24 protein-coding genes are annotated in these 22,868 nt (G+C 58.2%); all 24 read left to right on the top strand.

Annotated elements, in window-relative coordinates:
* Nucleotides 1–3: 3 nt before the first annotated feature.
* A complete protein-coding gene (fliH, locus tag SOP97_RS01285) occupies nucleotides 4–810 on the top strand; it encodes a flagellar assembly protein FliH (protein ID WP_322947794.1) in 807 nt (268 codons plus the stop codon).
* Nucleotides 800–2,161 (top strand): flagellar protein export ATPase FliI, encoded by a 1,362-nt coding sequence (gene fliI / locus SOP97_RS01280; RefSeq protein ID WP_274087846.1) that lies wholly within the window; start codon nucleotides 800–802, stop codon nucleotides 2,159–2,161. The genes fliH and fliI overlap by 11 nt, the downstream gene beginning before the upstream one ends.
* A gap of 3 nt (nucleotides 2,162–2,164) precedes the next feature.
* Entirely contained in the window at nucleotides 2,165–2,617 is a 453-nt protein-coding gene (gene fliJ, locus SOP97_RS01275) for a flagellar export protein FliJ (protein WP_274087847.1), read from the top strand.
* A 146-nt stretch (nucleotides 2,618–2,763) separates the two neighbouring features.
* A complete protein-coding gene (locus tag SOP97_RS01270) occupies nucleotides 2,764–3,069 on the top strand; it encodes an STAS domain-containing protein (RefSeq protein ID WP_274087848.1) in 306 nt (101 codons plus the stop codon).
* A gap of 14 nt (nucleotides 3,070–3,083) precedes the next feature.
* Entirely contained in the window at nucleotides 3,084–4,778 is a 1,695-nt protein-coding gene (locus tag SOP97_RS01265; RefSeq protein WP_322947791.1) for a fused response regulator/phosphatase, read from the top strand.
* A 30-nt stretch (nucleotides 4,779–4,808) separates the two neighbouring features.
* On the top strand, nucleotides 4,809–5,162 hold the full coding sequence (locus SOP97_RS01260; protein ID WP_322947789.1) for an Hpt domain-containing protein: 354 nt from the start codon (nucleotides 4,809–4,811) through the stop codon (nucleotides 5,160–5,162).
* 114 nt (nucleotides 5,163–5,276) lie between these two features.
* The gene (locus tag SOP97_RS01255) at nucleotides 5,277–6,530 is read left to right on the top strand and encodes a flagellar hook-length control protein FliK (protein ID WP_322947787.1); all 1,254 of its coding nucleotides are present in this window, start codon (nucleotides 5,277–5,279) and stop codon (nucleotides 6,528–6,530) included.
* A gap of 313 nt (nucleotides 6,531–6,843) precedes the next feature.
* On the top strand, nucleotides 6,844–7,371 hold the full coding sequence (fliL, locus tag SOP97_RS01250) for a flagellar basal body-associated protein FliL (protein ID WP_274087852.1): 528 nt from the start codon (nucleotides 6,844–6,846) through the stop codon (nucleotides 7,369–7,371).
* 13 nt (nucleotides 7,372–7,384) lie between these two features.
* Nucleotides 7,385–8,356: a flagellar motor switch protein FliM gene (gene fliM / locus SOP97_RS01245; protein ID WP_274087853.1), complete on the top strand. Its 972-nt coding sequence runs from the start codon at nucleotides 7,385–7,387 to the stop codon at nucleotides 8,354–8,356.
* Nucleotides 8,357–8,391: 35 nt separating this feature from the next.
* Entirely contained in the window at nucleotides 8,392–8,877 is a 486-nt protein-coding gene (gene fliN, locus SOP97_RS01240) for a flagellar motor switch protein FliN (RefSeq protein ID WP_322947785.1), read from the top strand.
* A 2-nt stretch (nucleotides 8,878–8,879) separates the two neighbouring features.
* On the top strand, nucleotides 8,880–9,314 hold the full coding sequence (gene fliO / locus SOP97_RS01235; protein ID WP_322947783.1) for a flagellar biosynthetic protein FliO: 435 nt from the start codon (nucleotides 8,880–8,882) through the stop codon (nucleotides 9,312–9,314).
* A complete protein-coding gene (gene fliP / locus SOP97_RS01230) occupies nucleotides 9,314–10,099 on the top strand; it encodes a flagellar type III secretion system pore protein FliP (protein ID WP_322947781.1) in 786 nt (261 codons plus the stop codon). Before fliO ends, fliP begins: the two co-directional genes overlap by 1 nt.
* A gap of 2 nt (nucleotides 10,100–10,101) precedes the next feature.
* A complete protein-coding gene (fliQ, locus tag SOP97_RS01225) occupies nucleotides 10,102–10,371 on the top strand; it encodes a flagellar biosynthesis protein FliQ (RefSeq protein WP_274087857.1) in 270 nt (89 codons plus the stop codon).
* Nucleotide 10,372: 1 nt separating this feature from the next.
* Nucleotides 10,373–11,149, top strand: coding sequence for a flagellar biosynthetic protein FliR (gene fliR / locus SOP97_RS01220; protein ID WP_322947778.1), 777 nt, complete (start codon nucleotides 10,373–10,375; stop codon nucleotides 11,147–11,149).
* Between the two features lie 3 nt (nucleotides 11,150–11,152).
* The gene (gene flhB, locus SOP97_RS01215; protein WP_322947776.1) at nucleotides 11,153–12,289 is read left to right on the top strand and encodes a flagellar biosynthesis protein FlhB; all 1,137 of its coding nucleotides are present in this window, start codon (nucleotides 11,153–11,155) and stop codon (nucleotides 12,287–12,289) included.
* A gap of 136 nt (nucleotides 12,290–12,425) precedes the next feature.
* Nucleotides 12,426–14,549 (top strand): flagellar biosynthesis protein FlhA, encoded by a 2,124-nt coding sequence (gene flhA, locus SOP97_RS01210; RefSeq protein WP_274088002.1) that lies wholly within the window; start codon nucleotides 12,426–12,428, stop codon nucleotides 14,547–14,549.
* 15 nt (nucleotides 14,550–14,564) lie between these two features.
* Nucleotides 14,565–15,863, top strand: coding sequence for a flagellar biosynthesis protein FlhF (gene flhF, locus SOP97_RS01205; RefSeq protein WP_322947774.1), 1,299 nt, complete (start codon nucleotides 14,565–14,567; stop codon nucleotides 15,861–15,863).
* Between the two features lie 77 nt (nucleotides 15,864–15,940).
* Nucleotides 15,941–16,771 (top strand): flagellar synthesis regulator FleN, encoded by an 831-nt coding sequence (gene fleN, locus SOP97_RS01200; protein WP_274087861.1) that lies wholly within the window; start codon nucleotides 15,941–15,943, stop codon nucleotides 16,769–16,771.
* Nucleotides 16,768–17,514, top strand: a complete 747-nt coding sequence (gene fliA / locus SOP97_RS01195) for an RNA polymerase sigma factor FliA (RefSeq protein WP_322947772.1) — start codon at nucleotides 16,768–16,770, stop codon at nucleotides 17,512–17,514. The genes fleN and fliA overlap by 4 nt, the downstream gene beginning before the upstream one ends.
* Before the next feature lie 93 nt (nucleotides 17,515–17,607).
* Nucleotides 17,608–17,982, top strand: a complete 375-nt coding sequence (locus SOP97_RS01190) for a chemotaxis response regulator CheY (RefSeq protein WP_208598743.1) — start codon at nucleotides 17,608–17,610, stop codon at nucleotides 17,980–17,982.
* Between the two features lie 18 nt (nucleotides 17,983–18,000).
* Nucleotides 18,001–18,789 (top strand): protein phosphatase CheZ, encoded by a 789-nt coding sequence (locus SOP97_RS01185; RefSeq protein ID WP_274087863.1) that lies wholly within the window; start codon nucleotides 18,001–18,003, stop codon nucleotides 18,787–18,789.
* 13 nt (nucleotides 18,790–18,802) lie between these two features.
* A complete protein-coding gene (locus SOP97_RS01180; protein WP_322947770.1) occupies nucleotides 18,803–20,965 on the top strand; it encodes a chemotaxis protein CheA in 2,163 nt (720 codons plus the stop codon).
* A gap of 44 nt (nucleotides 20,966–21,009) precedes the next feature.
* Nucleotides 21,010–22,122, top strand: coding sequence for a protein-glutamate methylesterase/protein-glutamine glutaminase (locus SOP97_RS01175; RefSeq protein WP_322947768.1), 1,113 nt, complete (start codon nucleotides 21,010–21,012; stop codon nucleotides 22,120–22,122).
* The gene (locus SOP97_RS01170) at nucleotides 22,122–22,862 is read left to right on the top strand and encodes a flagellar motor protein (protein ID WP_274087866.1); all 741 of its coding nucleotides are present in this window, start codon (nucleotides 22,122–22,124) and stop codon (nucleotides 22,860–22,862) included. The genes SOP97_RS01175 and SOP97_RS01170 overlap by 1 nt, the downstream gene beginning before the upstream one ends.
* Nucleotides 22,863–22,868: the final 6 nt, after the last annotated feature.

Genomic DNA, 22,868 nt, shown 5'->3' with positions numbered 1-22,868 from the left:
GCAATGTCCAGTAAAGAACCGGCGAGTGAGCTGATTCGCGCCAAGGATCTAAGAGGGGTTAACGTTTGGGCGTTGCCCAGCTTTGACCCGCACGCGCCGACGCCTGAACCCAGCGCAGAAGAACAGGCTGTCGAGCCGACCGCTGAAACGAGCGAACCTGCACAGGCCGACAGCGAAGAGGTGGCTCTAGAAGACGTCAAGCCTTTGACGTTGGATGAGTTGGAGGCGATCCGTCAGGACGCCTACAACGAGGGGTTTGCCACCGGCGAAAAAGACGGCTTCCATGCCGGCCAGCTAAAAGCCAAACAGGACGCCGATGTGGCCTTGGCGGCAAAAATAGCTGGGCTGGAGCAGCTGATGACTCACTTGTTCGAGCCGATCGCCGGGCAGGATCAGCAGCTCGAAGAGGGGCTGATCAAGCTGCTTGAGCAGATCGTGCGCCAGGTGATTCAGCGTGAGTTGGTCAGTGATTCCAGCCAGATTCGTCAGGTGCTCAGCGGGGCGTTGAAGCTGCTGCCGATGGGCGCGGGCAATATCCGCATTCACCTTAATCCGCAAGATTTCGAGATGGTTAAAGCCCTGCGCGAGCGCCATGAAGAGAGTTGGCGAATTCTCGAAGATGCCGCTTTGCTGCCCGGCGGTTGTCGGGTGGAAAGCGAACTCAGCCGCATTGATGCCACGGTGGAAACCCGACTGAATCAGGCCATTAAGCAGTTGTTTGAACAGCAGCGCGAGCAGGCCATGCACCCGCTGGAAGCCGACCTGCAAACTGACCTGGATGCCCCCGAGATGATTGCGGATGCGCCTTGAACGGATCAGCTTTGCCAAGCGCCTGGCCGGTTACAGCAATGTCGTAGCGCTGCCGACTCAGCCGCAGGTTGAAGGCCGCTTGCTGCGCATGGTCGGTCTGACCCTGGAAGCCGAAGGCCTGCGTGCTGCACTCGGCAGCCGTTGTCTGGTGATCAACGATGACAGCTATCACCCGGTGCAGGTCGAAGCCGAGGTGATGGGTTTTTCCAATGGCAAAATCTTCTTGATGCCGGTCGGCAGTCTGGCCGGTATCGCCCCCGGTGCGCGTGTGGTGCCGCTGCCGGATACCGGCCGACTGCCCATGGGCATGTCGATGCTCGGTCGGGTTCTCGATGGCACCGGCCGCGCGCTCGACGGCAAAGGCGGGATGAAGGCCGAAGACTGGGTGCCGATGGATGGCCCGACGATCAATCCGCTCAAGCGTAATCCCATCAGTGAACCGCTGGATGTTGGTATCCGCTCGATCAATGGCTTGCTGACCGTCGGCCGCGGTCAGCGTCTTGGCCTGTTTGCCGGTACCGGTGTGGGTAAGTCGGTGCTGCTGGGCATGATGACGCGCTTTACCGAGGCCGACATTATCGTGGTCGGGCTGATCGGTGAGCGGGGTCGTGAAGTAAAAGAATTTATCGATGAGATTCTCGGTCACGAGGGCCTTAAACGCTCCGTGGTGGTGGCTTCGCCAGCCGATGACGCGCCGCTGATGCGTCTGCGTGCCGCCATGTATTGCACGCGAATAGCCGAATACTTCCGCGACAAAGGCAAGAACGTACTGCTGCTGATGGATTCGCTGACCCGTTTTGCTCAAGCGCAGCGCGAAATCGCCCTGGCCATTGGCGAGCCACCAGCGACCAAGGGCTATCCGCCGTCGGTATTTGCCCGTCTACCCAAGCTGGTGGAACGTGCCGGTAATGCCGAGGAGGGCGGCGGCTCGATTACCGCCTTCTACACCGTGCTCAGTGAGGGTGACGATCAGCAAGACCCAATTGCCGACGCCGCCCGTGGGGTGCTCGATGGGCATATCGTGTTGTCGCGACGCTTGGCCGAGGAGGGGCACTACCCCGCCATCGATATTGAAGCCTCGATCAGCCGGGTGATGCCGCAGGTGGTCAGTGCTGAGCATCTGCGCCTGTCGCAGCGCTTTAAGCAGTTGTGGTCGCGTTATCAGCAAAGCCGCGACCTGATCAGCGTGGGCGCTTATGTGTCGGGGGGCGACGCGGATACCGACCTGGCCATCGCCCGTCAGCCGGCCATGGTCAGATACTTGCGTCAAGGGCTGCACGACAATGAAAGCCTGGAAAACAGCAGTGCGATGCTCGCTGCCACCTTCAACCCTGGCGCGGCGGGCAACTAAGCCATGGCGCAAAGCCGCGCGGCGCGGTTGGCTCCTGTAGTGGTCATGGCCGAGCGTGCCGAGCGCGAGGCCGCGTTGCAGCTGGGCCATTGTCAGGGCTTATTGCGTCAGGCTGAAGTGCAGTTGGGGGACTTGGAGCGCTACCGCGGTGATTATCAGCAGCAATGGATCAGTGAAGGCCAGCGCGGTGTTTCTGGGCAGTGGCTGATGAACTACCAGCGTTTTCTCACTCAGTTGGAAGGTGCTATCGGCCAGCAGCGCAACAGTGTCGATTGGCACCGCGCCAATATGGACAAGGTGCGCGATATCTGGCAACAGCGCTACGCCCGCATGGAAGGGCTGCGCAAACTGGTCAAGCGTTATCAGGACGAAGCGCGTCTGGCCGAAGACAAGCGCGAACAGAAATTGCTTGATGAACTCTCGCAGCGCTTAGTGGCCCGTGATTCCCAGTATTAGGCGTCGATATAACGGCTTGAATCACCACTCAATACCGCCGAAACAGTTGCCGCACAGGCTTTGCGATGCTACATCTTGACTGTGCATAACGTGCCGCTTGGCATACTCGAACATGCGCCCGAGTCTATTTGTTAAAGGAGTAATTCATGGCAATCACCTCGCAGCCCTCATCCGATGGGCAAGAGCTGACCATTGTGATTCAGGGCCGCTTCGATTTCGCTGCGCATCAGGAATTTCGCAATGCCTATGAGCGCGTCAGCACTACGCCGCAGCGCTATGTTGTAGATCTTAAGGGCACCACTTACCTGGACAGCTCAGCGCTGGGCATGTTGCTGCTGCTGCGTGATCACGCCGGCGGCGACAGTGCGCAGATCAGCTTGCGCAACTGCAACCCGGATGTGCGCAAAATCCTCGCGATCTCGAACTTCGAGCAGCTGTTCAAAATCACCTGATCGGGGCGCATGCCATGCCAGAGCGCCTGTCCATTCTGATCGCCGAGGACAACGCTGCCGACCGCATGCTGCTGTCGACCATCGTCAGCCGCCAGGGGCACCGGGTGCTGACGGCTAGCAATGGCCTTGAGGCGGTGGCGTTGTTCGAGCAGGAGCGTCCACAGCTGGTGCTGATGGACGCCCTGATGCCGGTGATGGATGGCTTCGACGCCGCACGGCGAATCAAGCAGGCTGCTGGTGAAGAACTGGTGCCGATCATTTTTCTGACCTCCCTGACCGAAGGCGAAGCCTTGGTGCGTTGCCTGGAGGCTGGCGGTGATGACTTTCTGGCCAAACCCTACAATCGGGTCATTCTTGAGGCCAAGATCAACGCGATGGACCGCCTGCGGCGCTTGCAGGACACCGTCTTGCAGCAGCGCGATCTGATTGCCATGCACAACGAGCATCTGCTCAACGAGCAACGGGTGGCCAAGGCGGTATTCGACAAGGTGACCCATTCCGGTTGCCTGGATGCGCCGAATATCCGCTACCTGCAATCGCCCTATGCGGTGTTTAACGGCGATCTACTGCTCGCTGCGTTCAAACCCTCCGGTGGCATGCATGTGTTGCTCGGTGATTTCACCGGGCATGGCTTGCCTGCGGCGATTGGCGCGATGCCGTTGGCCGAGGTGTTTTATGGCATGACAGCCAAGGGCTATTCCCTGGCCGAAGTGCTGCGTGAAATCAACGCCAAGCTCAAACACATCCTGCCCGTGGGCGTGTTTTGCTGTGCGAGCATTCTGAACATCAGCTTCCAGCGTCAGGTGGTCGAGGTGTGGGGTGGTGGCTTGCCGGATGGTTATCTGCTGCGCGGCAATGGCGAGCGGATACCGTTGGTGTCGCGGCATTTGCCGCTGGGCGTGCTGGAGCCTGGCGCGTTCAATGACAAGTACGAGGTCTACCCGCTGGCGCTGGGTGATCGGGTTTTCCTGCTCTCCGATGGTGTGCTGGAGGCGTGCAATAAGCAGGGTGAGCTGTTCGGTGAGGAACGTTTGCTTGAGGTGTTTCGTGCCAACCGGCAGCAGGCGCAGTTGTTTGCTGAAATCCAGCAGGCACTGACGCATTTCAGTGGTGAGCAACAGGATGATGTCAGCCTTGTTGAGGTCAGCCTGGTCGATCAGGCCACGCTGAACCGGCCGCCACTGGCCTTTGCGGACAATGGCCAGAGTCACTCACTGGACTGGTCGGCGAACTTCGAGTTTCGCGGTGAAACCCTGCGGCATTTCAATCCTTTGCCGTTTCTCTTGCAGCTGCTGCTGGAGGTGCAAGGGCTGCGCCCCCAAGGCGGTGCGCTGTTCAGTGTGCTGGCCGAGCTGTATTCGAACGCCTTGGAGCATGGTGTGTTGGGCCTGGATTCTGCGCTCAAGGCGAATGCCGAAGGGTTTGCCGACTATTACCGCCAGCGCAGCATGCGGCTGGCCGCGCTGGTAGACGGGTTTGTGCGTTTTCATCTGCAGTTAATCCCCGAAGGTGCTGGCGGGCGTTTGATTGTCCGCGTCGAGGACAGTGGCTCGGGCTTCAATGCGCCGCAGGTGTCAGCGCAACCGAGCGATACCCATCGCCTAAGCGGGCGCGGGTTGGCGCTGGTCAGGCGGTTGAGTGAGCGTTGCAGTTGGGGCGACGGCGAGTCCGGGGTGCGCGTGGAGTTTTCTTGGCAGCCTAGGGCATAATCGACCCAATAACGCCCAGGGAGTGAGACGTTGTCCGATATTCATCTTGATAGCACCGTGTTGCTGGCATTGCAGGACGTTATGGAAGATGAATATCCAGTGTTGCTGGATACCTTTCTGATCGACTCCGAAGAGCGCCTACTGTCGCTACGCCAGGCTGAGCAGGCGACGGATGCACAGAGCCTGCGACTGGCCGCCCACAGTTTTAAAGGCAGTTGCAGCAATATGGGGGCGCTGATTCTCGCAGGGCTTTGCAGGCAACTGGAAGAGGCCGCGCGGCGCGAGCAATTGGCGCAAGCCCCTGAACTGGTTGAGCAGGTCGAGCGTGAGTTTGCCATTGTGCGCATCTTGCTGAAGTCCGAGCGCCAGCGTTATCGGCATTAGTTTTGCTGTTGAGCAGGCGCCTGCTGCATGCCAGCCTTGTTTATTGCTATGCCAATGAGTTGGCCCGCCCCTTGCATTTGCCTCTGCACGACCAACCCCGAGCGGAGAGTATCAATGTCCGTTGCCCCCGATCTGCTGCTTAAATCGGCACCTGCCGTAAAGCCTAAGGCTGCTGCAGCAAAGCCGCCGGAAAAACCCGCGCAGGCCAATAAAAACGAGGCATCCAGCTTTTCCCAGGTGTACGCCAAGGAGCGTCAGGCCAAGGCGGTCGAGCGTAACGATGCTGCCGCAAAGCCTGCGCGTGAGAGTAAACCGAAAGAACAGCAAGACGATGAGCCGCAGGTTGTTGCCGCCACTGGGCCGGGCGAGGTTGCCGATAGCGGCAAGCCTTTGCCGAGTGACCCGGCAAGCGAGGCGGATGCGCTTGATCCGCTGTTGTTGCTCGGTATAACCGGCGAACTGCCGCAGCAAGGGCTCGCGCCCGACAGCTCGCCTGCGCCCTTGCTGGTAACCAGTGGGTTGACCAGTTCAGGGCCTGCGAGCATGACCGAGGCCAGCTTTGACGCTGAGTTGGATGCGCTCAACCAACTGCCGGCAGTGCGTATGGCATTGGAAATGGGGGCGAAGGAAAAAGCCTTGGCGGAACAAGCCGCTACACCTTTGGCGCAGGCTAATCAGGCAACGCAGAGCGCGAGTCAGGGCATGCTGGCCAGTCAGCTGCTGCAGGATGAGGCGCCAGTTGAAGGCGATGCGCTCGAGCTCTCGGACGTACAGCTTGAGGCCCTTACCGGCAAAAGCCTGGAAGCACTGAAGGAAGGCACAGCGAACAATTCGCCTGAGAACTTTGTCAGCAAACTCAATGCGCTGAGTCAGGCAATTGGCCAACAAAGCCCACTCTCTGCGCGTGCGCCGGTTGTGGTTGGGCAGCCGGTGCCCATGCAGCAGGGCGGTTGGAGTGAGGCGGTAGTGGATCGAGTGATGGTGATGTCCAGCCAGAATCTCAAATCTGCCGAAATTCAACTCGATCCGGCCGAGTTGGGGCGCCTGGAGGTGCGCATTAGCGTCAACCAAGAGCAGAGCCAAGTGACCTTTGCCAGCCCCCATGCGGGAGTACGCGAAGCCTTGGATGCGCAGATGCATCGCCTGCGTGAGCTGTTCGCCCAGCAAGGCATGAACCAGCTGGACGTGAGCGTTTCCGATCAGTCGCTGAACCGTGGTTGGCAAGGCCAGGACGGTGGTGACGGCAGAGGGCGCGGTGGTGCCTCGGGTGAACGATCGGGCGCGGACGAAGAACTGCATGTGAGCACTGTTGAATCCGCGCGACCAAACGCGGGGAGTGCCCGTGGCCTGGTCGACTATTACGCTTGAGCGAGTAGCAACCGCTAGCCCGCATCAGCCTGCCTTAATGCAGGGCAGGCGATGCGCCGCCGGCTTTGGTTAGGTTCTGAGGTGCTTGGCGCTGTAGTTGCACGGCCCACTGATCTAAACTGCGTACCGCCCGACTCCCATTGCGTGGGAGTCGGGCGGTTTTGTTTGGGGCGTGCGCTTATCGATGCCTTGCCCGCACCTATTTAGGGTGCTGGGCCACCCGAAGTGAGCAGGCCTGTTGACAGACTGGCATAACACTTGCTCGCAACCCTTTGAAAGCGGATAGAACTCCGAATAATGACGGATTATTGGCATGGCTAAGAAAGAAGCAGCGCAAGCGCCGGCAGATGGCGAAGCGAAACCAGCCGGCAAAATGAAGCTGATCATCATCATCGTGCTCGCCGTGCTGCTGGCTGTAGGCCTTTCCGTGGGCGGCACCTGGTTCTTTTTGAGCAAGAATGACGCGGGCGCTGAAGAAGCCAAGGCAGCTGCCAGTGCTGAGCCTGCAGCGCCAGTCAAACAGGCGGCTATCTATGAAGAGCTGTCGCCGGCATTTGTAGTGAATTTCAACTATCAGGGGCGCGCCCGCTATATGCAGGTCAGCGTTGCGTTGATGACGCGCGACCAGGCTGCACTGGATGCCCTCAAAGTACATATGCCAGTGCTGCGTAATCGTTTAGTTATGTTGTTTTCCGGACAGGACTTCGCCTCCCTGATCACCCCGGTGGGCAAGGAAATGCTGCGCCAGCAGGCCACCGCTAGCGTGCAGGAGTTGGCGCAGAAAGAGACCGGCAAGGTCACGATCGAGCAAGTGTTGTTCACCAACCTCGTATTGCAGTAACCAGGAGCGGTATATGGCTGTGCAAGACCTGCTTTCCCAGGATGAAATCGATGCCCTGTTACACGGCGTGGATGACGGCTTGGTTGAAACCGAGGATGAAGCCGAGCCGGGAAGCGTCAAGCAATATGACCTGACCAGCCAGGACCGCATTGTCCGTGGGCGCATGCCGACGCTTGAGATGATCAACGAGCGCTTCGCCCGCTATACCCGCATCAGCATGTTCAACCTGTTGCGCCGCTCCGCCGATGTGGCAGTGGGCGGCGTGCAGGTGATGAAGTTTGGCGAGTACGTGCACTCGCTGTATGTGCCGACCAGCCTCAACCTGGTGAAGATGAAGCCGCTGCGCGGCACCGGCCTGTTTATTCTCGACGCCAAGCTGGTGTTCAAGCTGGTGGATAACTTCTTTGGTGGTGACGGTCGTCACGCCAAGATTGAAGGGCGTGAGTTCACCCCGACCGAATTGCGCGTGGTGCGCATGGTGCTGGATCAGGCATTTGTTGACCTGAAAGAAGCCTGGCACGCGGTGATGGATATCAATTTCGAGTACGTCAACTCGGAAGTGAACCCGGCGCTGGCCAACATCGTCAGCCCCAGTGAAGTGATTGTGGTGTCGACCTTCCATATCGAATTGGACGGCGGCGGCGGTGATCTGCATATCACCATGCCGTATTCGATGATCGAGCCAATTCGCGAGATGCTTGATGCGGGCTTCCAGTCCGATGTCGACGATCAGGATGAGCGTTGGATCAAGGCCCTGCGCGAAGACATCCTCGGTGTGAGCGTGCCGCTGAGTGCCACCGTCGCGCGGCGCCAGCTTAAATTGCGCGACATATTGCACATGCAGCCAGGCGATGTGATCCCAGTTGAGCTGCCAGAAAATATGGTGCTCTGCGCTAATGGCGTCCCTTCATTCAAGGTCAAGCTAGGGGCCCACAAAGGCAACCTGGCGTTGCAGGTGCTCGATCCGATTGAGCGCTTGCGTTAACTGTTAACCCTATTCACGCCAGCCGAGGAAGAACGATGGCAGACGAAAACGATAATATCGAAGACGGCGAAGAAGCCAGCTCCCCTGAAGAGCAGGCGCTGGCCGATGAGTGGGCGGCTGCATTGTCCGAGGCCGGCGATGCCGGGCAGGACGATATCGACGCCATGCTCGCAGCAAGCAATTCGGCACCCTCGGTCCCACGTGCGCCCATGGAAGAATTCGGCAGCGCGCCCAAGAACAACCTGCCGGTTAACCTGGATGGGCCGAATCTGGATGTGATTCTGGATATCCCGGTGTCGATCTCCATGGAAGTCGGCAGCACTGATATCACCATTCGCAACCTGCTGCAGCTCAATCAAGGTTCGGTCGTTGAGTTGGATCGCCTGGCCGGCGAGCCGCTGGATGTGTTGGTCAACGGCACCCTGATTGCTCATGGCGAAGTGGTGGTGGTGAATGAGAAATTCGGCATTCGTCTGACTGACGTGATCAGCCCCAGCGAACGCATCAAGAAGTTGCGCTGACCATGTATAGAACCCTCCTGCTGAGCCTGCTGGCTCTACCTGTTGCTGCAATGGCTGCCGAACCCGCCGCACAAGCCGCTGCCCCGCTTGCCAGTTCAGGTATGGGCGGGCAGTTGGTGCAGCTGTTGCTGGGCCTGCTGCTGGTGATCGGCTTGATCTTTCTGTTGGCCTGGCTGATGCGCCGGGTACAGCGGATCGTGCCGCGTGGTGGTCAGGTGATCAAAGTGGTGGCCACCCAGGCCTTAGGGCCACGCGATCGCTTGGTGCTGGTGCAGGTGGGGAGCGAGCAGGTGTTGCTGGGGCTGACGCCAGGCAACATCACCTCGTTACATGTGATGCAGGAACCGGTGCATTTGCCGGATGCCGAGCCGGCTTCGACCGAGTTTGCGCAGCGCCTGATGGAGTTGCTGGGTAAGGATCAGAAGGACAAGTCGTGATGCTGCGTTGCTTACTGGTGTTGGTTTTTAGCCTGGCGGCTTCGCTTGCGTTCGCTGCAGATCCGCCGGCGGGGAGCACGCTGATTCAGTCGGGCAGTAGCCCGTTATCGATTCCGGCGATCACCCTAAGTACCGACACCGAAGGACAGCAGGAATACTCGGTTAGCCTGCAGATCTTGCTGATCATGACCGCGCTGAGTTTTATTCCAGCGTTTGTCATGCTCATGACCAGCTTTACCCGGATCATCATCGTCTTCTCGATTCTGCGGCAGGCGCTGGGCCTGCAACAAACGCCGTCGAACCAGATACTTGTGGGCCTGGCGCTGTTTCTGACCATGTTTATCATGGCCCCGGTGTTTGATCAGATTAACCGCGAAGCCCTGCAGCCCTACCTCAGCGAGCAGATGAACGCCCAGGATGCGATCCTCAAGGCGGAAGGGCCAATCAAAAACTTTATGCTGGCGCAGACCCGCGAAAGCGATCTGGAACTGTTCGTGCGCCTGTCCAAGCGCACGGATATCGCCACGCCGGATGATGCTCCGCTGACCATTCTGGTGCCGGCTTTTGTCACCTCAGAGCTGAAAACCGCCTTCCAGATTGGCTTTATGATCTTTATCCCGTTTCTGATCATCGACATGGTGGTCGCCAGTATCCTGATGGCGATGGGCATGATGATGCTGTCACCGCTGATCATTTCCCTGCCGTTTAAGATCATGCTGTTTGTGTTGATTGATGGCTGGGCGCTGATCATGGGCACCTTGGCCGCCAGCTTCGGAGGTACCTAGCCATGACTCCTGAAGTTGCGGTTGATCTTGTGCGCGATGCCTTGTGGTTGACTGCGATGATTGTTGCTGTGCTCGTCGTGCCTAGTCTTCTGGTGGGTTTGCTGGTGGCAATGTTCCAGGCAGCGACCCAAATCAACGAACAGACCCTGAGTTTTTTACCCAGGTTGCTGGTGATTCTGATCTGCTTGATAGTGCTCGGCCCTTGGCTGGTGCGCGAATTGATGGAGTACACCCAAAACCTGATCATGAACATTCCGCTGTTGATCGGCTGACATGTTCGAATTAAGCAGCGGGCAGATTGGGGCGTGGGTGGGCAGTTTTATGCTGCCACTGTTTCGCATTTCTGCGCTGTTGATGTTTATGCCGCTCATCGGCACTCAGCTGGTTCCTGGCCGGGTGCGCCTGTATCTGTCTCTGGCCATCTGCCTGGCAATTATGCCGAGCCTGCCGCCCATGCCGGCTATTGATGCCATCAGTGTGGAGGCCTTTATCTGGATTGCTCAGGAGATCCTGATCGGCGCGATGCTGGGGTTTGTGCTGCAGCTGTTCTTCCAGATTTTTGTGATTGCCGGGCAAATTATTGCCATGCAGATGGGCCTCGGGTTTGCCTCAATGGTTGACCCCGCCAACGGTATTTCGGTGCCGGTGATCGGCCAGGTATTTACGATCCTGGTGACCTTGCTGTTTCTGGCGATGAATGCCCATTTAGTGGTCTTTGAAGTACTCGCCGAGAGTTTCTTTACCCTGCCGGTTGGCGGTGGTTTTCTCTTGGAAAATTACTGGGAGATCGCCCACAAACTGAGTTGGGTGCTAGGCGCCGCTTTGCTTTTAGTACTGCCTGCGGTCACCGCGCTGCTGGTGGTCAACCTCGCGTTCGGGGTCATGACCCGGGCGGCGCCGCAACTAAATATCTTCTCGATCGGTTTTCCGCTGACTTTGGTGCTCGGGCTGGTGATTGTTTGGATCGGCATGGCCGATTTCCTCGCGCAGTACCAGATGTTTGCGACCGAAGCCTTGCAGTTCCTTCGTGAAATGGCGAGGGCGCGCTAAGCCATGGCCGAGTCCGAGAGTGGTGCTGATAAAAGCGAGGAACCCACGGAGAAACGCCTGCGCGAATCCCGTGAGAAGGGCCAGATTGCCCGCTCTAAAGAGCTCAACACCCTTGCGGTGACGCTGGGCGGGTTTGGCGGCATGTTGGCGTTCGGCGGCAGTATCGGTAAGGCCATGATGGACATCATGCAGGGCAATTTTTCCTTGCCGCGTGAGGTGGTCATGGATGAGCGCAGCATGGGGCTGTGGCTGGCGGCATCCGGGGAAATCGCATTAAACGCGCTGTTTCCACTGCTGATACTGCTGTTGATCGTCTCGATTGTTGGGCCGATTTCCCTGGGGGGGTGGCTGTTTTCCGCCGAAGCCATGGCGCCCAAGGCCAGCCGGATGAATCCCGCTGCGGGCCTTAAGCGGATGTTTTCCGTGCAGGCGCTGGTCGAGCTACTCAAGGCGTTGGCCAAATTCATTCTGATCCTGTTGGTGTGCGTGGTGGTGTTGTCTGCCTGGCAGGAAGACCTGTTGGCGATTGTCCATGAACCCCTTGAATCGGCGATTCTGCATTCGATGACGGTTGTGGGCTGGAGCGCCCTGTGGATGTCCTGCGGGTTGATTTTGATTGCTGCCGTAGACGTGCCATTCCAGCTCTGGAGCAGCAAGCAGAAGCTGATGATGACCAAGCAGGAAGTGCGCGACGAGTACAAAGACAGCGAAGGCAAGCCGGAGGTTAAGCAGCGTATTCGTCAGCTACAGCGCGAAATGGCCGAGCGGCGCATGATGCAGTCGGTGCCTGACGCCGATGTGGTGATCACCAACCCGACGCACTTTGCCGTGGCCTTGAAATACGACCCGGCCAAAGGCAGCGCGCCGGTGCTGCTGGCCAAGGGCGGCGACTTTACGGCATTGAAGATTCGTGAAATTGCCAATGAGCACAAGGTGATGGTGCTGGAGTCTCCGGCTCTGGCGCGGGCCGTGTTCTATTCCACTGAGCTGGATCAGGAAATTCCCGCAGGGCTTTATCTGGCGATTGCCCAGGTACTGGCTTACGTCTACCAGCTGCGCCAGTACCAGGCGGGTAAAGGCAAACGCCCAGGGCCGCTGCCAGAGATACCGATCCCGCCGGATTTACGCCGCGACGACTGATCATCCGTGCGCTGCAATCCGTGCATTTACCGGCTGTTTGCCTCAGGCCGGCAAAGTTGGACAGCTTCTTGCAAATCCCTGCCCAGAGGCGCGCAAAGCGTCAAAAGATTGAATTGGCTGGGGTAGTGGTGTGGCAATAGATCGCTCACAAATGATCGGTGATGTACGCAGCAACCTGTCGGGGTTGAAGCAGGGCAATCTGGGTATTCCGTTGCTGCTGCTGGTCATGCTTGGCATGGTGATGCTGCCGATTCCGCCATTCCTGCTCGACGTACTATTTACCTTCAGTATTGCCTTGTCGATCGTCGTGTTGTTGGTGGCGATCTATGCCCTACGGCCCTTGGATTTCGCGGTATTCCCGACCATTCTGCTCGCGGCGACCTTGCTGCGGCTGGCGCTTAACGTCGCGTCCACGCGGGTGGTGCTGCTCAATGGCCAGGACGGCCAAGATGCCGCGGGTAAGGTGATTCAAGCGTTTGGTGAGGTGGTGATCGGCGGCAACTACGTGGTCGGTATCGTGGTGTTTGCGATCCTTATGATCATCAACTTCGTAGTGGTCACCAAGGGTGCTGGGCGCATCTCCGAAGTCAGCGCGCGCTTCACTCTGGATGCCATGCCCGGTAAGCAAATGGCCATCGACGCCGACCTCAACGCCGGCCTAATCGATCAGGAAACGGCCAAGCTGCGGCGCAGCGAGGTGTCCCAGGAGGCCGACTTCTATGGCTCCATGGACGGTGCGAGCAAGTTCGTGCGTGGTGATGCGATTGCCGGCTTGCTGATTCTATTTATCAACCTGATCGGCGGTGTGGCCATCGGGATTTTTCAGCATGACCTGAGCTTTGTCGACGCGGGGCGTATCTACACCTTGCTGACCATCGGTGACGGTCTGGTGGCGCAGATTCCTTCGTTGCTGCTGTCCACTGCTGCCGCGATTATGGTGACCCGGGTTTCCAGTTCGGAAGACATGGGTGCCCAGGTCAATCGGCAAATGTTCGCTTCGCCGCGCGCGCTGGCAGTGACGGCGGCTGTGATGATCGCCATGGGCCTGGTGCCTGGCATGCCGCATTTCTCCTTTATCAGCCTGGGATTGGTGGCGGCGGGCGCGGCCTATTGGATTGCCAATAAGCAGCGCGCGACCAAAGAAAGCGAGGTGAAGGAAGTGCAGCGCCAGCAGGAACTGCTGCCAGCGCAGAAGGCTCAGGAGGTTAAGGAACTGGGCTGGGACGACGTGACGCCGGTGGACATGGTCGGCCTGGAAGTCGGATATCGCTTGATTCCCCTGGTTGACCGTAACCAAGGCGGCCAGTTGCTGGCGCGGATCAAAGGCGTACGCAAAAAACTTTCCCAGGAAATGGGCTTTCTTATGCCGTCGGTGCATATCCGCGACAACCTTGACCTGCAGCCCAGCGCCTATCGCCTGACCTTGATGGGCGTCAGCGTGGCCGAGGCTGAGGTGTATCCGGATCGCGAACTAGCGATCAATCCCGGTCAGGTATTCGGTCCGCTCAATGGCATTGCCGCCAAGGATCCGGCATTCGGCCTGGAGGCCGTGTGGATTGACCCAAGCCAGCGTGATCAGGCGCAGTCCCTCGGTTACACCGTGGTGGATGCCAGTACCGTGGTCGCCACCCACCTCAACCAAGTGCTGCACAAACATGCCCATGAACTGCTGGGGCATGAAGAAGTGCAGCAGTTAATGCAGCTGCTGGCCAAGAGCTCACCCAAGCTCGCCGAAGAGTTGGTGCCTGGGATGATTTCCCTGTCGACCCTGCTCAAGGTGCTGCAAAGCCTGCTGCAGGAGCAGGTGCCGGTGCGTGATATCCGTACCATTGCCGAGGCCATCGCCAATGTCTCGGTGAAGAGTCAAGATCCCGCCGTGATGGTGGCTGCGGTGCGTGTCGCGTTAGCCCGCGCAATTGTGCAAAGCATTGTGGGACTAGAGCCGGAGCTGCCTGTGATCACCCTTGAGCCAAGGTTGGAACAGATATTGCTAAATAGTATTCAGAAGGCCGGTCAAGGCTCCGAGGAGGGCATCCTCCTTGAGCCTGGCATGGCCGAGAAGCTGCAGCGTTCCCTGGTGGAAGCGGCGCAGCGCCAGGAAATGCTCGGCAAGCCAGTGATACTGCTGGTGGCCGGTCCGGTCCGGGCGATGCTCTCGCGATTCGCGCGGCTGGCGGTTCCGAGTATCCATGTACTGGCATACCAGGAAATTCCGGATAATAAGCAGGTCACCATCGTTGCGACGGTGGGGCAGAACTAACCGAGGTTACAGGCCATGCAGGTCAAACGCTTTTTCGCCGCCGATATGCGTACCGCCATGAAGCTGGTGCGTGATGAACTGGGTGCCGATGCCTCGATCATTGGCAATCGCCGGGTTGCTGGCGGTGTCGAGCTGACTGCCGCACTGGATTATCAAGTGCCCGCCGCGCCAGCCCGTCAGCCTAATCCGGCGCTGGAAGCCGAATTACGCAAGACTCAGGCAAAAATCGCCACAGCGCAGGCGGAGCTGACCACGCGTGCTCAAGTCGATGCCGGCAAGGATCGTCAGTTGTTTGGCGCCGCCGCCAGTGTGCCAGTCGATCGCTTGGCTGAGGCATTGTCTCCGGCACGTGCTGCTCCTGCAGCCGCTGATCAGGGCGCCCTGGATGCCATGCGCTTCGAACTGCATGGCCTGCGTGAACTGATTGAGGTGCAGCTGGGTTCAATTGCCTGGGGGCAGTTGCAGAGCCGCCAGCCGCAGCAAGCGAATCTGTGGCGTCGTCTGCAACGCATGGGCCTGTCCGCTGAACTTGCGAAAGCGCTGCTTGAGCGCGTTGCCAACATCGCCGAGCCGCGTCAGGCCTGGCGCATGTTGCTGGCGCATCTGGCTCACGCCATCAAGACGCCGCAGCAAGAGCCAATGGAAGATGGCGGCGTCATCGCCCTGGTGGGCCCGGCGGGTATGGGCAAGACCACGACCTTGGCCAAGCTGGCGGCGCGTTATGTGCTCAAGTACGGCGCGCAGCATATTGCCCTGGTCAGCCTCGATAGCTACCGCATTGGCGCGCAGGAACAGATCAAAACTCTGGGTCGTATTCTTAACGTGCCAGTCACGCTGGTCGATCCGGGTCAATCCTTGACCCAGGCTTTGGCTCCTCTGGCGCGCAAGCGTGTTGTGTTGATCGATACCGCTGGCCTGCCGGCCAATGATCCGGCGCTGCGCATGCAACTGGAAACGCTGGCCAGCCGTGGCGTCAATGCCAAGAGCTATCTAGTGATGGCCGCAACCAGCCAGGGCCAAGTGCTGAAAGCCGCCTACCATAGTTATAAACGCTGTGGTCTGGTTGGCTGTATTATCACTAAAGCGGATGAAGCCACCAGTTTGGGTGAGGTGTTAGGGCTGGCTATTAGCCAACGTCTACCGGTAGCCTACCTCACTGATGGGCCACGCATTCCCGATGATCTGCAGATACCGCGCAGTCATCAGTTGGTGAGTCGGGCCGTTGGGCTGCAGGCGACCCAAGAACCGAGTGAAGATACGATGGCAGAGATGTTTTCCGGTCTTTACCAGCAGCCTGCACGGCGTGCCAGTTAAGCTAAATATTATTGGAATTGAGCGGTGTTTGGCCGAGCAAGTGGCTCCAGTCGACGTTAGACAAGGTATTAGAAATTATGGGTATGCATCCCGTACAGGTGATTGCGGTGACCGGCGGCAAAGGTGGCGTCGGCAAGACCAACGTCTCGGTGAACCTGGCGTTGGCCCTGGCTGATCTGGGGCGCCGGGTTATGTTGATGGACGCTGACCTGGGTTTGGCCAACGTCGATGTATTGTTGGGGCTCAGTGCTAAACGCACCCTGGAAGACGTTATCAGCGGCGAGTGTGAGCTGCGTGATGTGCTGTTGCAGGGGCCGGGTGGTATTCGCATCGTGCCTGCCGCTTCGGGCATTCAGAGCATGGTGCAGTTGTCGCCGATGCAGCATGCTGGATTAATCCAGGCCTTCAGCGATATCAGTGACAACCTCGATGTGCTGATTATCGATACCGCCGCCGGGATCGGTGATGGTGTTGTCAGCTTCGTGCGCGCCGCGCAGGAGGTTCTGGTGGTGGTGTGTGATGAACCCACCTCGATTACCGATGCTTACGCCCTGATTAAATTGCTCAACCGCGACCACGGCATGAATCGTTTTCGCGTATTGGCCAACATGGCTCACAGCCCGCAGGAAGGTCGTAATCTCTTTGCTAAGCTGACCAAAGTGACTGACCGTTTTCTTGACGTTGCCCTGCAGTATGTCGGTGCAGTGCCTTACGACGAGTCAGTGCGCAAGGCCGTGCAGAAGCAGCGCGCGGTTTATGAAGCTTTTCCGCGCTCGAAATGCGCGCTGGCGTTCAAAGCAATCGCTCAGAAAGTCGATGCCTGGCCATTACCGGCCAACCCGCGTGGTCATTTAGAGTTCTTTGTTGAGCGACTGGTGCAGCAACCGATCGTAGACACGGCCATATGACAGCAGCCTCTGGACTTCGTATGTATAGCAAAGCGCAGGCGCAGGATTCCCAGCACCAGCTGATCGAGCGCTACGCGCCTCTGGTCAAACGCATTGCCTATCACCTGCTGGCACGCTTGCCGGCCAGTGTGCAGGTTGACGACTTGATCCAGGCGGGGATGATCGGCCTGCTTGAAGCGTCAAAAAAATACGACTCCAGTAAAGGTGCCAGTTTCGAGACATTCGTCGGTATCCGTATTCGCGGCTCCATGCTTGATGAGGTGCGTAAAGGCGACTGGGCACCCCGTTCGGTGCACCGCAATAGCCGCATGGTGAGCGATGCCATTCGAAAAGTTGAGGCCAGAACCGGTCGTGACGCTAAAGATCAAGAGGTTGCGGCCGAACTCCAATTGAGTCTGGAGGATTACTACGGCATTCTTGGCGACACTTTGGGCAGCCGCCTGTTCAGTTTCGACGACCTGTTACAGGACGGCGAGCACGGCGAGTTGAATGAAGACGCTGGCAACCATCACCTCGAACCTTCTCGTGATCTAGAAGATGAACGCTTTCAGGCGGCCTTGGCAGATGCCATTGGCAACCTGCCAGAGCGCGAGCGCTTGGTGTTGGCACTGTATTACGATGAAGAATTGAACCTTAAAGAGATCGGCGCGGTGTTGGGGGTTAGCGAGTCACGCGTAAGCCAACTACACAGTCAGTGTGCCGCTCGTTTACGCGCCCGTCTGGGTGAGTGGCGCGCGCACTAAACTGCCCGCTCGCGCGGCTGGTTTCATGAATAAAGGCGCATGCAGGTTGCTGGGTGCGTTTGGGACTGTACGGAGGTCGACTTGGACAAAAACATGAAAATCCTCATCGTTGATGACTTTTCAACGATGCGACGGATCATCAAGAACCTCCTGCGTGACTTGGGGTTCACCAACACCGCAGAAGCCGATGACGGCACGACTGCATTGCCCATGCTGCAAAGCGGCAGCTTCGACTTTCTGGTAACGGATTGGAACATGCCTGGCATGACCGGTATTGACTTGCTGCGTGCCGTGCGTGCGGATGATCGGCTGAAAAGCCTGCCGGTGCTGATGGTCACGGCAGAAGCTAAGCGTGATCAGATTATCGAAGCTGCCCAGGCTGGGGTTAACGGTTATGTAGTCAAACCGTTCACTGCCCAGGTTCTGAAAGAGAAGATTGAGAAAATCTTTGAGCGGGTCAACGGCTGATGTCTGCCACGAGGTTCTATGGAGCATAAAAATCCTGCTCAGGGTGATCTTGAATCGTCCTTGAAGCACAGCGCTCGCCAACTGGTAGACAGCCTGGAAAAAGGCAATTTTGGTGAAGCGGTCCAGCTGATACATGACTTGAATAAGGCGCGTGACCGTGGCTTGTATCATGAGGTCGGCAAGTTGACCCGTGAGCTGCACAACGCCATCGTCAACTTTCAGCTTGACCCTCGTGTGCCGCATGCCACTGAAGTCTCGCAAATCACCGATGCCACCGAACGCCTGAATTATGTGGTGACGATGACCGAGAAAGCGGCCAATCGCACCATGGACCTGGTTGAGTTGAGTGCGCCGCTGGTCAATGACCTCAGTGCTGAAGCGCAAAGCCTGAGTGCTGACTGGGGGCGTTTTATGCGCCGCGAGATGAGCGCAGACGGTTTTCGTGAATTGGCCAAGCGTGTTGAGCTTTTTCTAGCAAGCAGTGAGCGTGATAGCGCGAAAATCTCCGGGCACCTCAATGATATTTTGCTGGCTCAGGATTATCAGGATCTCACTGGGCAGGTGATCAAGCGGGTGACCCAGTTGGTCACTGAAGTTGAGAGCAACCTGCTGAAACTGGTGCTGATGGCCAGTCAGGTGGATCAATTTGCCGGCATTGAGCACAATCACGAGTTACTCCGTGCCGAGCAAGAAAAACAAAAAGAACCTTCCCACGGTGAAGGTCCGCAGATTCATGCCGATAAGCGTGAAGACGTCGCATCTAATCAAGATGATGTTGACGACCTGCTTTCTAGCTTAGGATTTTAGGAGCACACGTCTTATGAGCTTCGGCGCCGATGAAGAAATCCTCCAGGACTTCCTGGTAGAGGCCGGCGAGATTCTTGAACTGTTGTCCGAGCAGCTGGTAGAGCTGGAAAGTCGTCCGGACGACATGAATCTGCTCAACGCTATTTTTCGCGGTTTTCATACCGTCAAAGGTGGTGCTGGTTTTCTCCAGCTCAATGAGCTGGTGGAATGCTGCCATATCGCAGAAAACGTCTTCGACATCCTGCGCAAGGGTGAGCGGCGCGTCGACTCCGCGTTAATGGATGTGGTGCTTGAAGCACTGGATGCCGTTAACGGCATGTTTACCGAGGTGCGCGAGCGTACCGATCTAACCCCGGCTACTCCTGAACTGCTGGCTGCTTTGGCGCGTCTGGCTGAACCGGCAGGTGCTGAGCCTGAACCTGTCGTGGCGGTTGAAGTGCCCGCTGAGCATGCGCCTGAGCCCGTTGCTGGCGACATTACCGACAGTGAATTCGAGACGTTGCTCGGTGCTTTGGATGAACCGGCGACAGCCGCTTCCAGCGCCGCCAGCAGCGATGAAATTACTGATGATGAATTCGAGTCGTTGCTGGATCAGTTACATGGCAAAGGTCAGTTCGTCACGCCCGAGGCTCCCGTCGCACCTGCCGTACCCGAGCCTACCTCTAGCAATGAAATCACCGACGATGAATTTGAGTCGTTGCTCGACCAGCTGCACGGCAAAGGCCAGTTTGTAGCGCCAGCCTCTTCGGCACCCGTTACGCCGGCCGCCCAGACTGAGCCTGCTGCTGCAAGCGGTGACATCACCGACGATGAGTTTGAAGCCTTGCTCGATCAGCTGCATGGCAAAGGCAAGTTTGTCGAGCCAGAGGCGATCAAAGCCGCTACGCCGGCGCCAGCTGCCAAGCCAGTAGAACCCAGCAAAAGTGCAGCGCCTGCTGTTGCAAAGCCTGCGGCTAAGGCTGAACCCGCCAAGGTGCCTGCGGTAGAAAAGGCTGCGCCGCCCAGCGAAGCGGAAACCACCGTGCGGGTCGACACTGCGCGCCTGGATGAAATCATGAACATGGTCGGTGAGCTGGTGCTGGTGCGTAATCGCCTGGTGCGTTTGGGTTCCAGCAGCGGCGATGAAGCTATGTCGAAGGCGGTGTCCAACCTGGATGTGGTGACGGCCGACTTGCAGACGGCGGTGATGAAAACCCGCATGCAGCCGATCAAGAAAGTCTTCGGGCGCTTTCCGCGTCTGGTTCGCGACCTCGCGCGCCAGCTCAAGAAAGAGATCAATCTGGAGCTGGTCGGTGAAGAAACCGACCTCGACAAGAACCTGGTTGAGGCGCTGGCCGATCCGCTGGTGCACTTGGTGCGCAACGCGGTTGACCATGGCATTGAAACCCCTGACGAGCGCGAAGCGTCCGGTAAAGCGCGAGGCGGCAAAGTGGTGCTGTCCGCCGAGCAGGAAGGCGATCACATCCTCTTGTCGATCTCCGATGACGGTAAGGGCATGGACGCGGATGTGTTGCGTGCCAAGGCCGTGGAAAAAGGTTTGTTGGATAAGGATGCGGCTGATCGGCTCAATGAGTTCGAGTGCTACAACCTGATTTTCGCCCCCGGCTTCTCGACCAAGACGGAGATCTCCGATGTCTCCGGTCGCGGTGTGGGCATGGACGTGGTGAAAACCAAAATTAACCAGCTCAATGGCACCGTCAACGTATTTTCGGTGAAGGGGCAGGGCTCGAAGATCGTCATTAAGGTGCCGCTGACCCTAGCGATCATGCCGACGCTGATGGTGATGTTGGGCAATCAGGCATTCGCCTTTCCGCTGGTTAACGTCAACGAAATCTTCCACCTTGATCTATCGCGTACCAATATTGTCGATGGCCAGGAAGTGGTGGTCGTGCGTGATAAAGCCTTGCCGCTGTTCTACCTCAAGCGTTGGCTGATCGGCAATGCCGCCCACGTGGAGCAGGGCGAGGGGCATGTGGTGATTCTCACTGTTGGCAGCCAGCGTATTGGCTTTGTGGTCGATCAGTTGGTGGGTCAGGAAGAGGTGGTGATCAAGCCGCTGGGCAAAATGTTGCAGGGCACACCAGGCATGTCAGGCGCGACGATCACCGGTGATGGCCGTATTGCTCTGATTCTTGACGTGCCGAGCATGCTCAAACATTACGCGCGACGTATCTGATTGTTCGCGGCGCGGGTATTTTTCGCGCCGCTTAGGAGTTGTATATGGCTGTTAAGGTGTTGGTGGTCGATGACTCCGGTTTTTTTCGTCGGCGCGTGTCGGAAATTCTCTCAGCCGATCCGAATATTCAGGTAATCGGCACCGCCACTAACGGTCGTGAGGCGATTGAGCAGGCTCAAGCGCTCAAGCCTGATGTAATTACCATGGATTACGAGATGCCGATGATGGATGGCATCACGGCCGTGCGTAACATCATGCAGCGCTGTCCAACGCCGGTATTGATGTTCTCCTCGCTTACCCATGAGGGCGCACGCGTCACCCTGGATGCTCTTGAAGCGGGTGCCGTGGATTTTCTGCCGAAGAACTTTGAGGACATTTCGCGTAACCCCGAGCGGGTTAAACAACTGCTCTGCGAGAAAATCCATACCATCGCCCGCAGCAACCGCCGCAGCCTGAGCCCGCAGCCTGCGGCATCAGCTGCTGCGCCAGCCCGGCCAGCGGTACGCCCCGCCTCAACGGCCAGCACGCTGAGTCGACCCGCGGTTGCACCTGCCCCTGCTCCTGTGGCCGTTTCGAGTGCTACACCCAAGCGTAAGCCCTATAAATTAGTCGCTATCGGCACCTCAACGGGTGGGCCGGTGGCGCTGCAGCGTGTATTGACGCAGTTGCCGGCTAACTTCCCCGCGCCGCTGGTGCTGATCCAGCACATGCCCGCAGCCTTCACCAAGGCCTTTGCCGAACGCCTCGACAAACTGTGCCGTATCAGCGTCAAGGAGGCTGAGGATGGCGATGTGCTGCGGCCTGGGCTGGCGCTGCTAGCCCCAGGCGGTAAGCAGATGATGGTCGACGCCCGTGGCATGGTGAAGATCCTGCCGGGTGACGAGCGCCTTAACTACAAGCCTTGTGTCGATATCACCTTTGGCTCCGTGGCCAAATCTTACGCGGACAAAGTGCTCGCGGTCGTGCTGACGGGCATGGGCGCGGATGGCCGTGAAGGTGCGCGCCTGCTCAAACAGACTGGCAGCCAGGTGTGGGCACAGGATGAAGCCAGTTGTGTGATTTACGGCATGCCCATGGCTATCGTCAAAGCCAATCTGGCCGATGCTGTGTACCCGTTGGATGATATTGGCAGGCACCTGGTGGAGGCCTGTATTTAATGGATGTACTGAGCCTTATTGGGGTCATCCTGGCATTTGTCGCGATCCTCGGCGGCAACTATCTCGAAGGCGGTCATGTTGGTGCTTTGCTCAATGGGCCAGCAGCGCTGATCGTGATCGGCGGTACCCTAGGCGCAGCATTCCTCCAGGCTCCCGTCCATGTATTCAAGCGCGCGCTGGCAATTATCAGCTGGATCTTTTTCCCGCCGCGGATAGATCTGGTTGGAGGCATAAATCGGGTCGTCGGCTGGAGCATGACCGCGCGTAAGGAAGGTTTGCTGGGCCTTGAGGCGGTGGCTGATGCTGAAACGGACCCCTACGCCCGCAAAGGTTTGCAGCTGTTGGTTGACGGGGCAGAGCCGGAAGCCATTCGCAGTATTCTCGAAGTCGATCTGTACACCCAGGAGGGCCGTGATATTCAGGCTGCCAAGGTGTTTGAAAGCATGGGCGGGTATGCGCCGACGATTGGCATTATCGGTGCGGTGATGGGCCTGATTCACGTCATGGGTAATCTGGCCGACCCGAGCATGCTCGGCAGCGGCATTGCGGTGGCGTTTGTGGCGACCATTTATGGCGTTGGTTTTGCCAACCTGCTGCTGCTGCCCATTGGTAACAAGCTCAAAGCCATCGCTCAACGCCAATCGCGTTATCGCGAGATGTTGCTCGAAGGCATCCTGTCGATTGCCGAGGGTGAAAACCCACGCTCCATCGAATTGAAGCTGCAAGGCTTTATGGATTGATGGAGG

The sequence above is a fragment of the Pseudomonas spirodelae genome (assembly GCF_034653255.1).
Taxonomy (GTDB): domain Bacteria; phylum Pseudomonadota; class Gammaproteobacteria; order Pseudomonadales; family Pseudomonadaceae; genus Aquipseudomonas; species Aquipseudomonas spirodelae.
The sequence above is the reverse complement of the archived record's forward strand: the minus strand, read 5'-3'. Positions and strand labels throughout refer to the sequence as shown.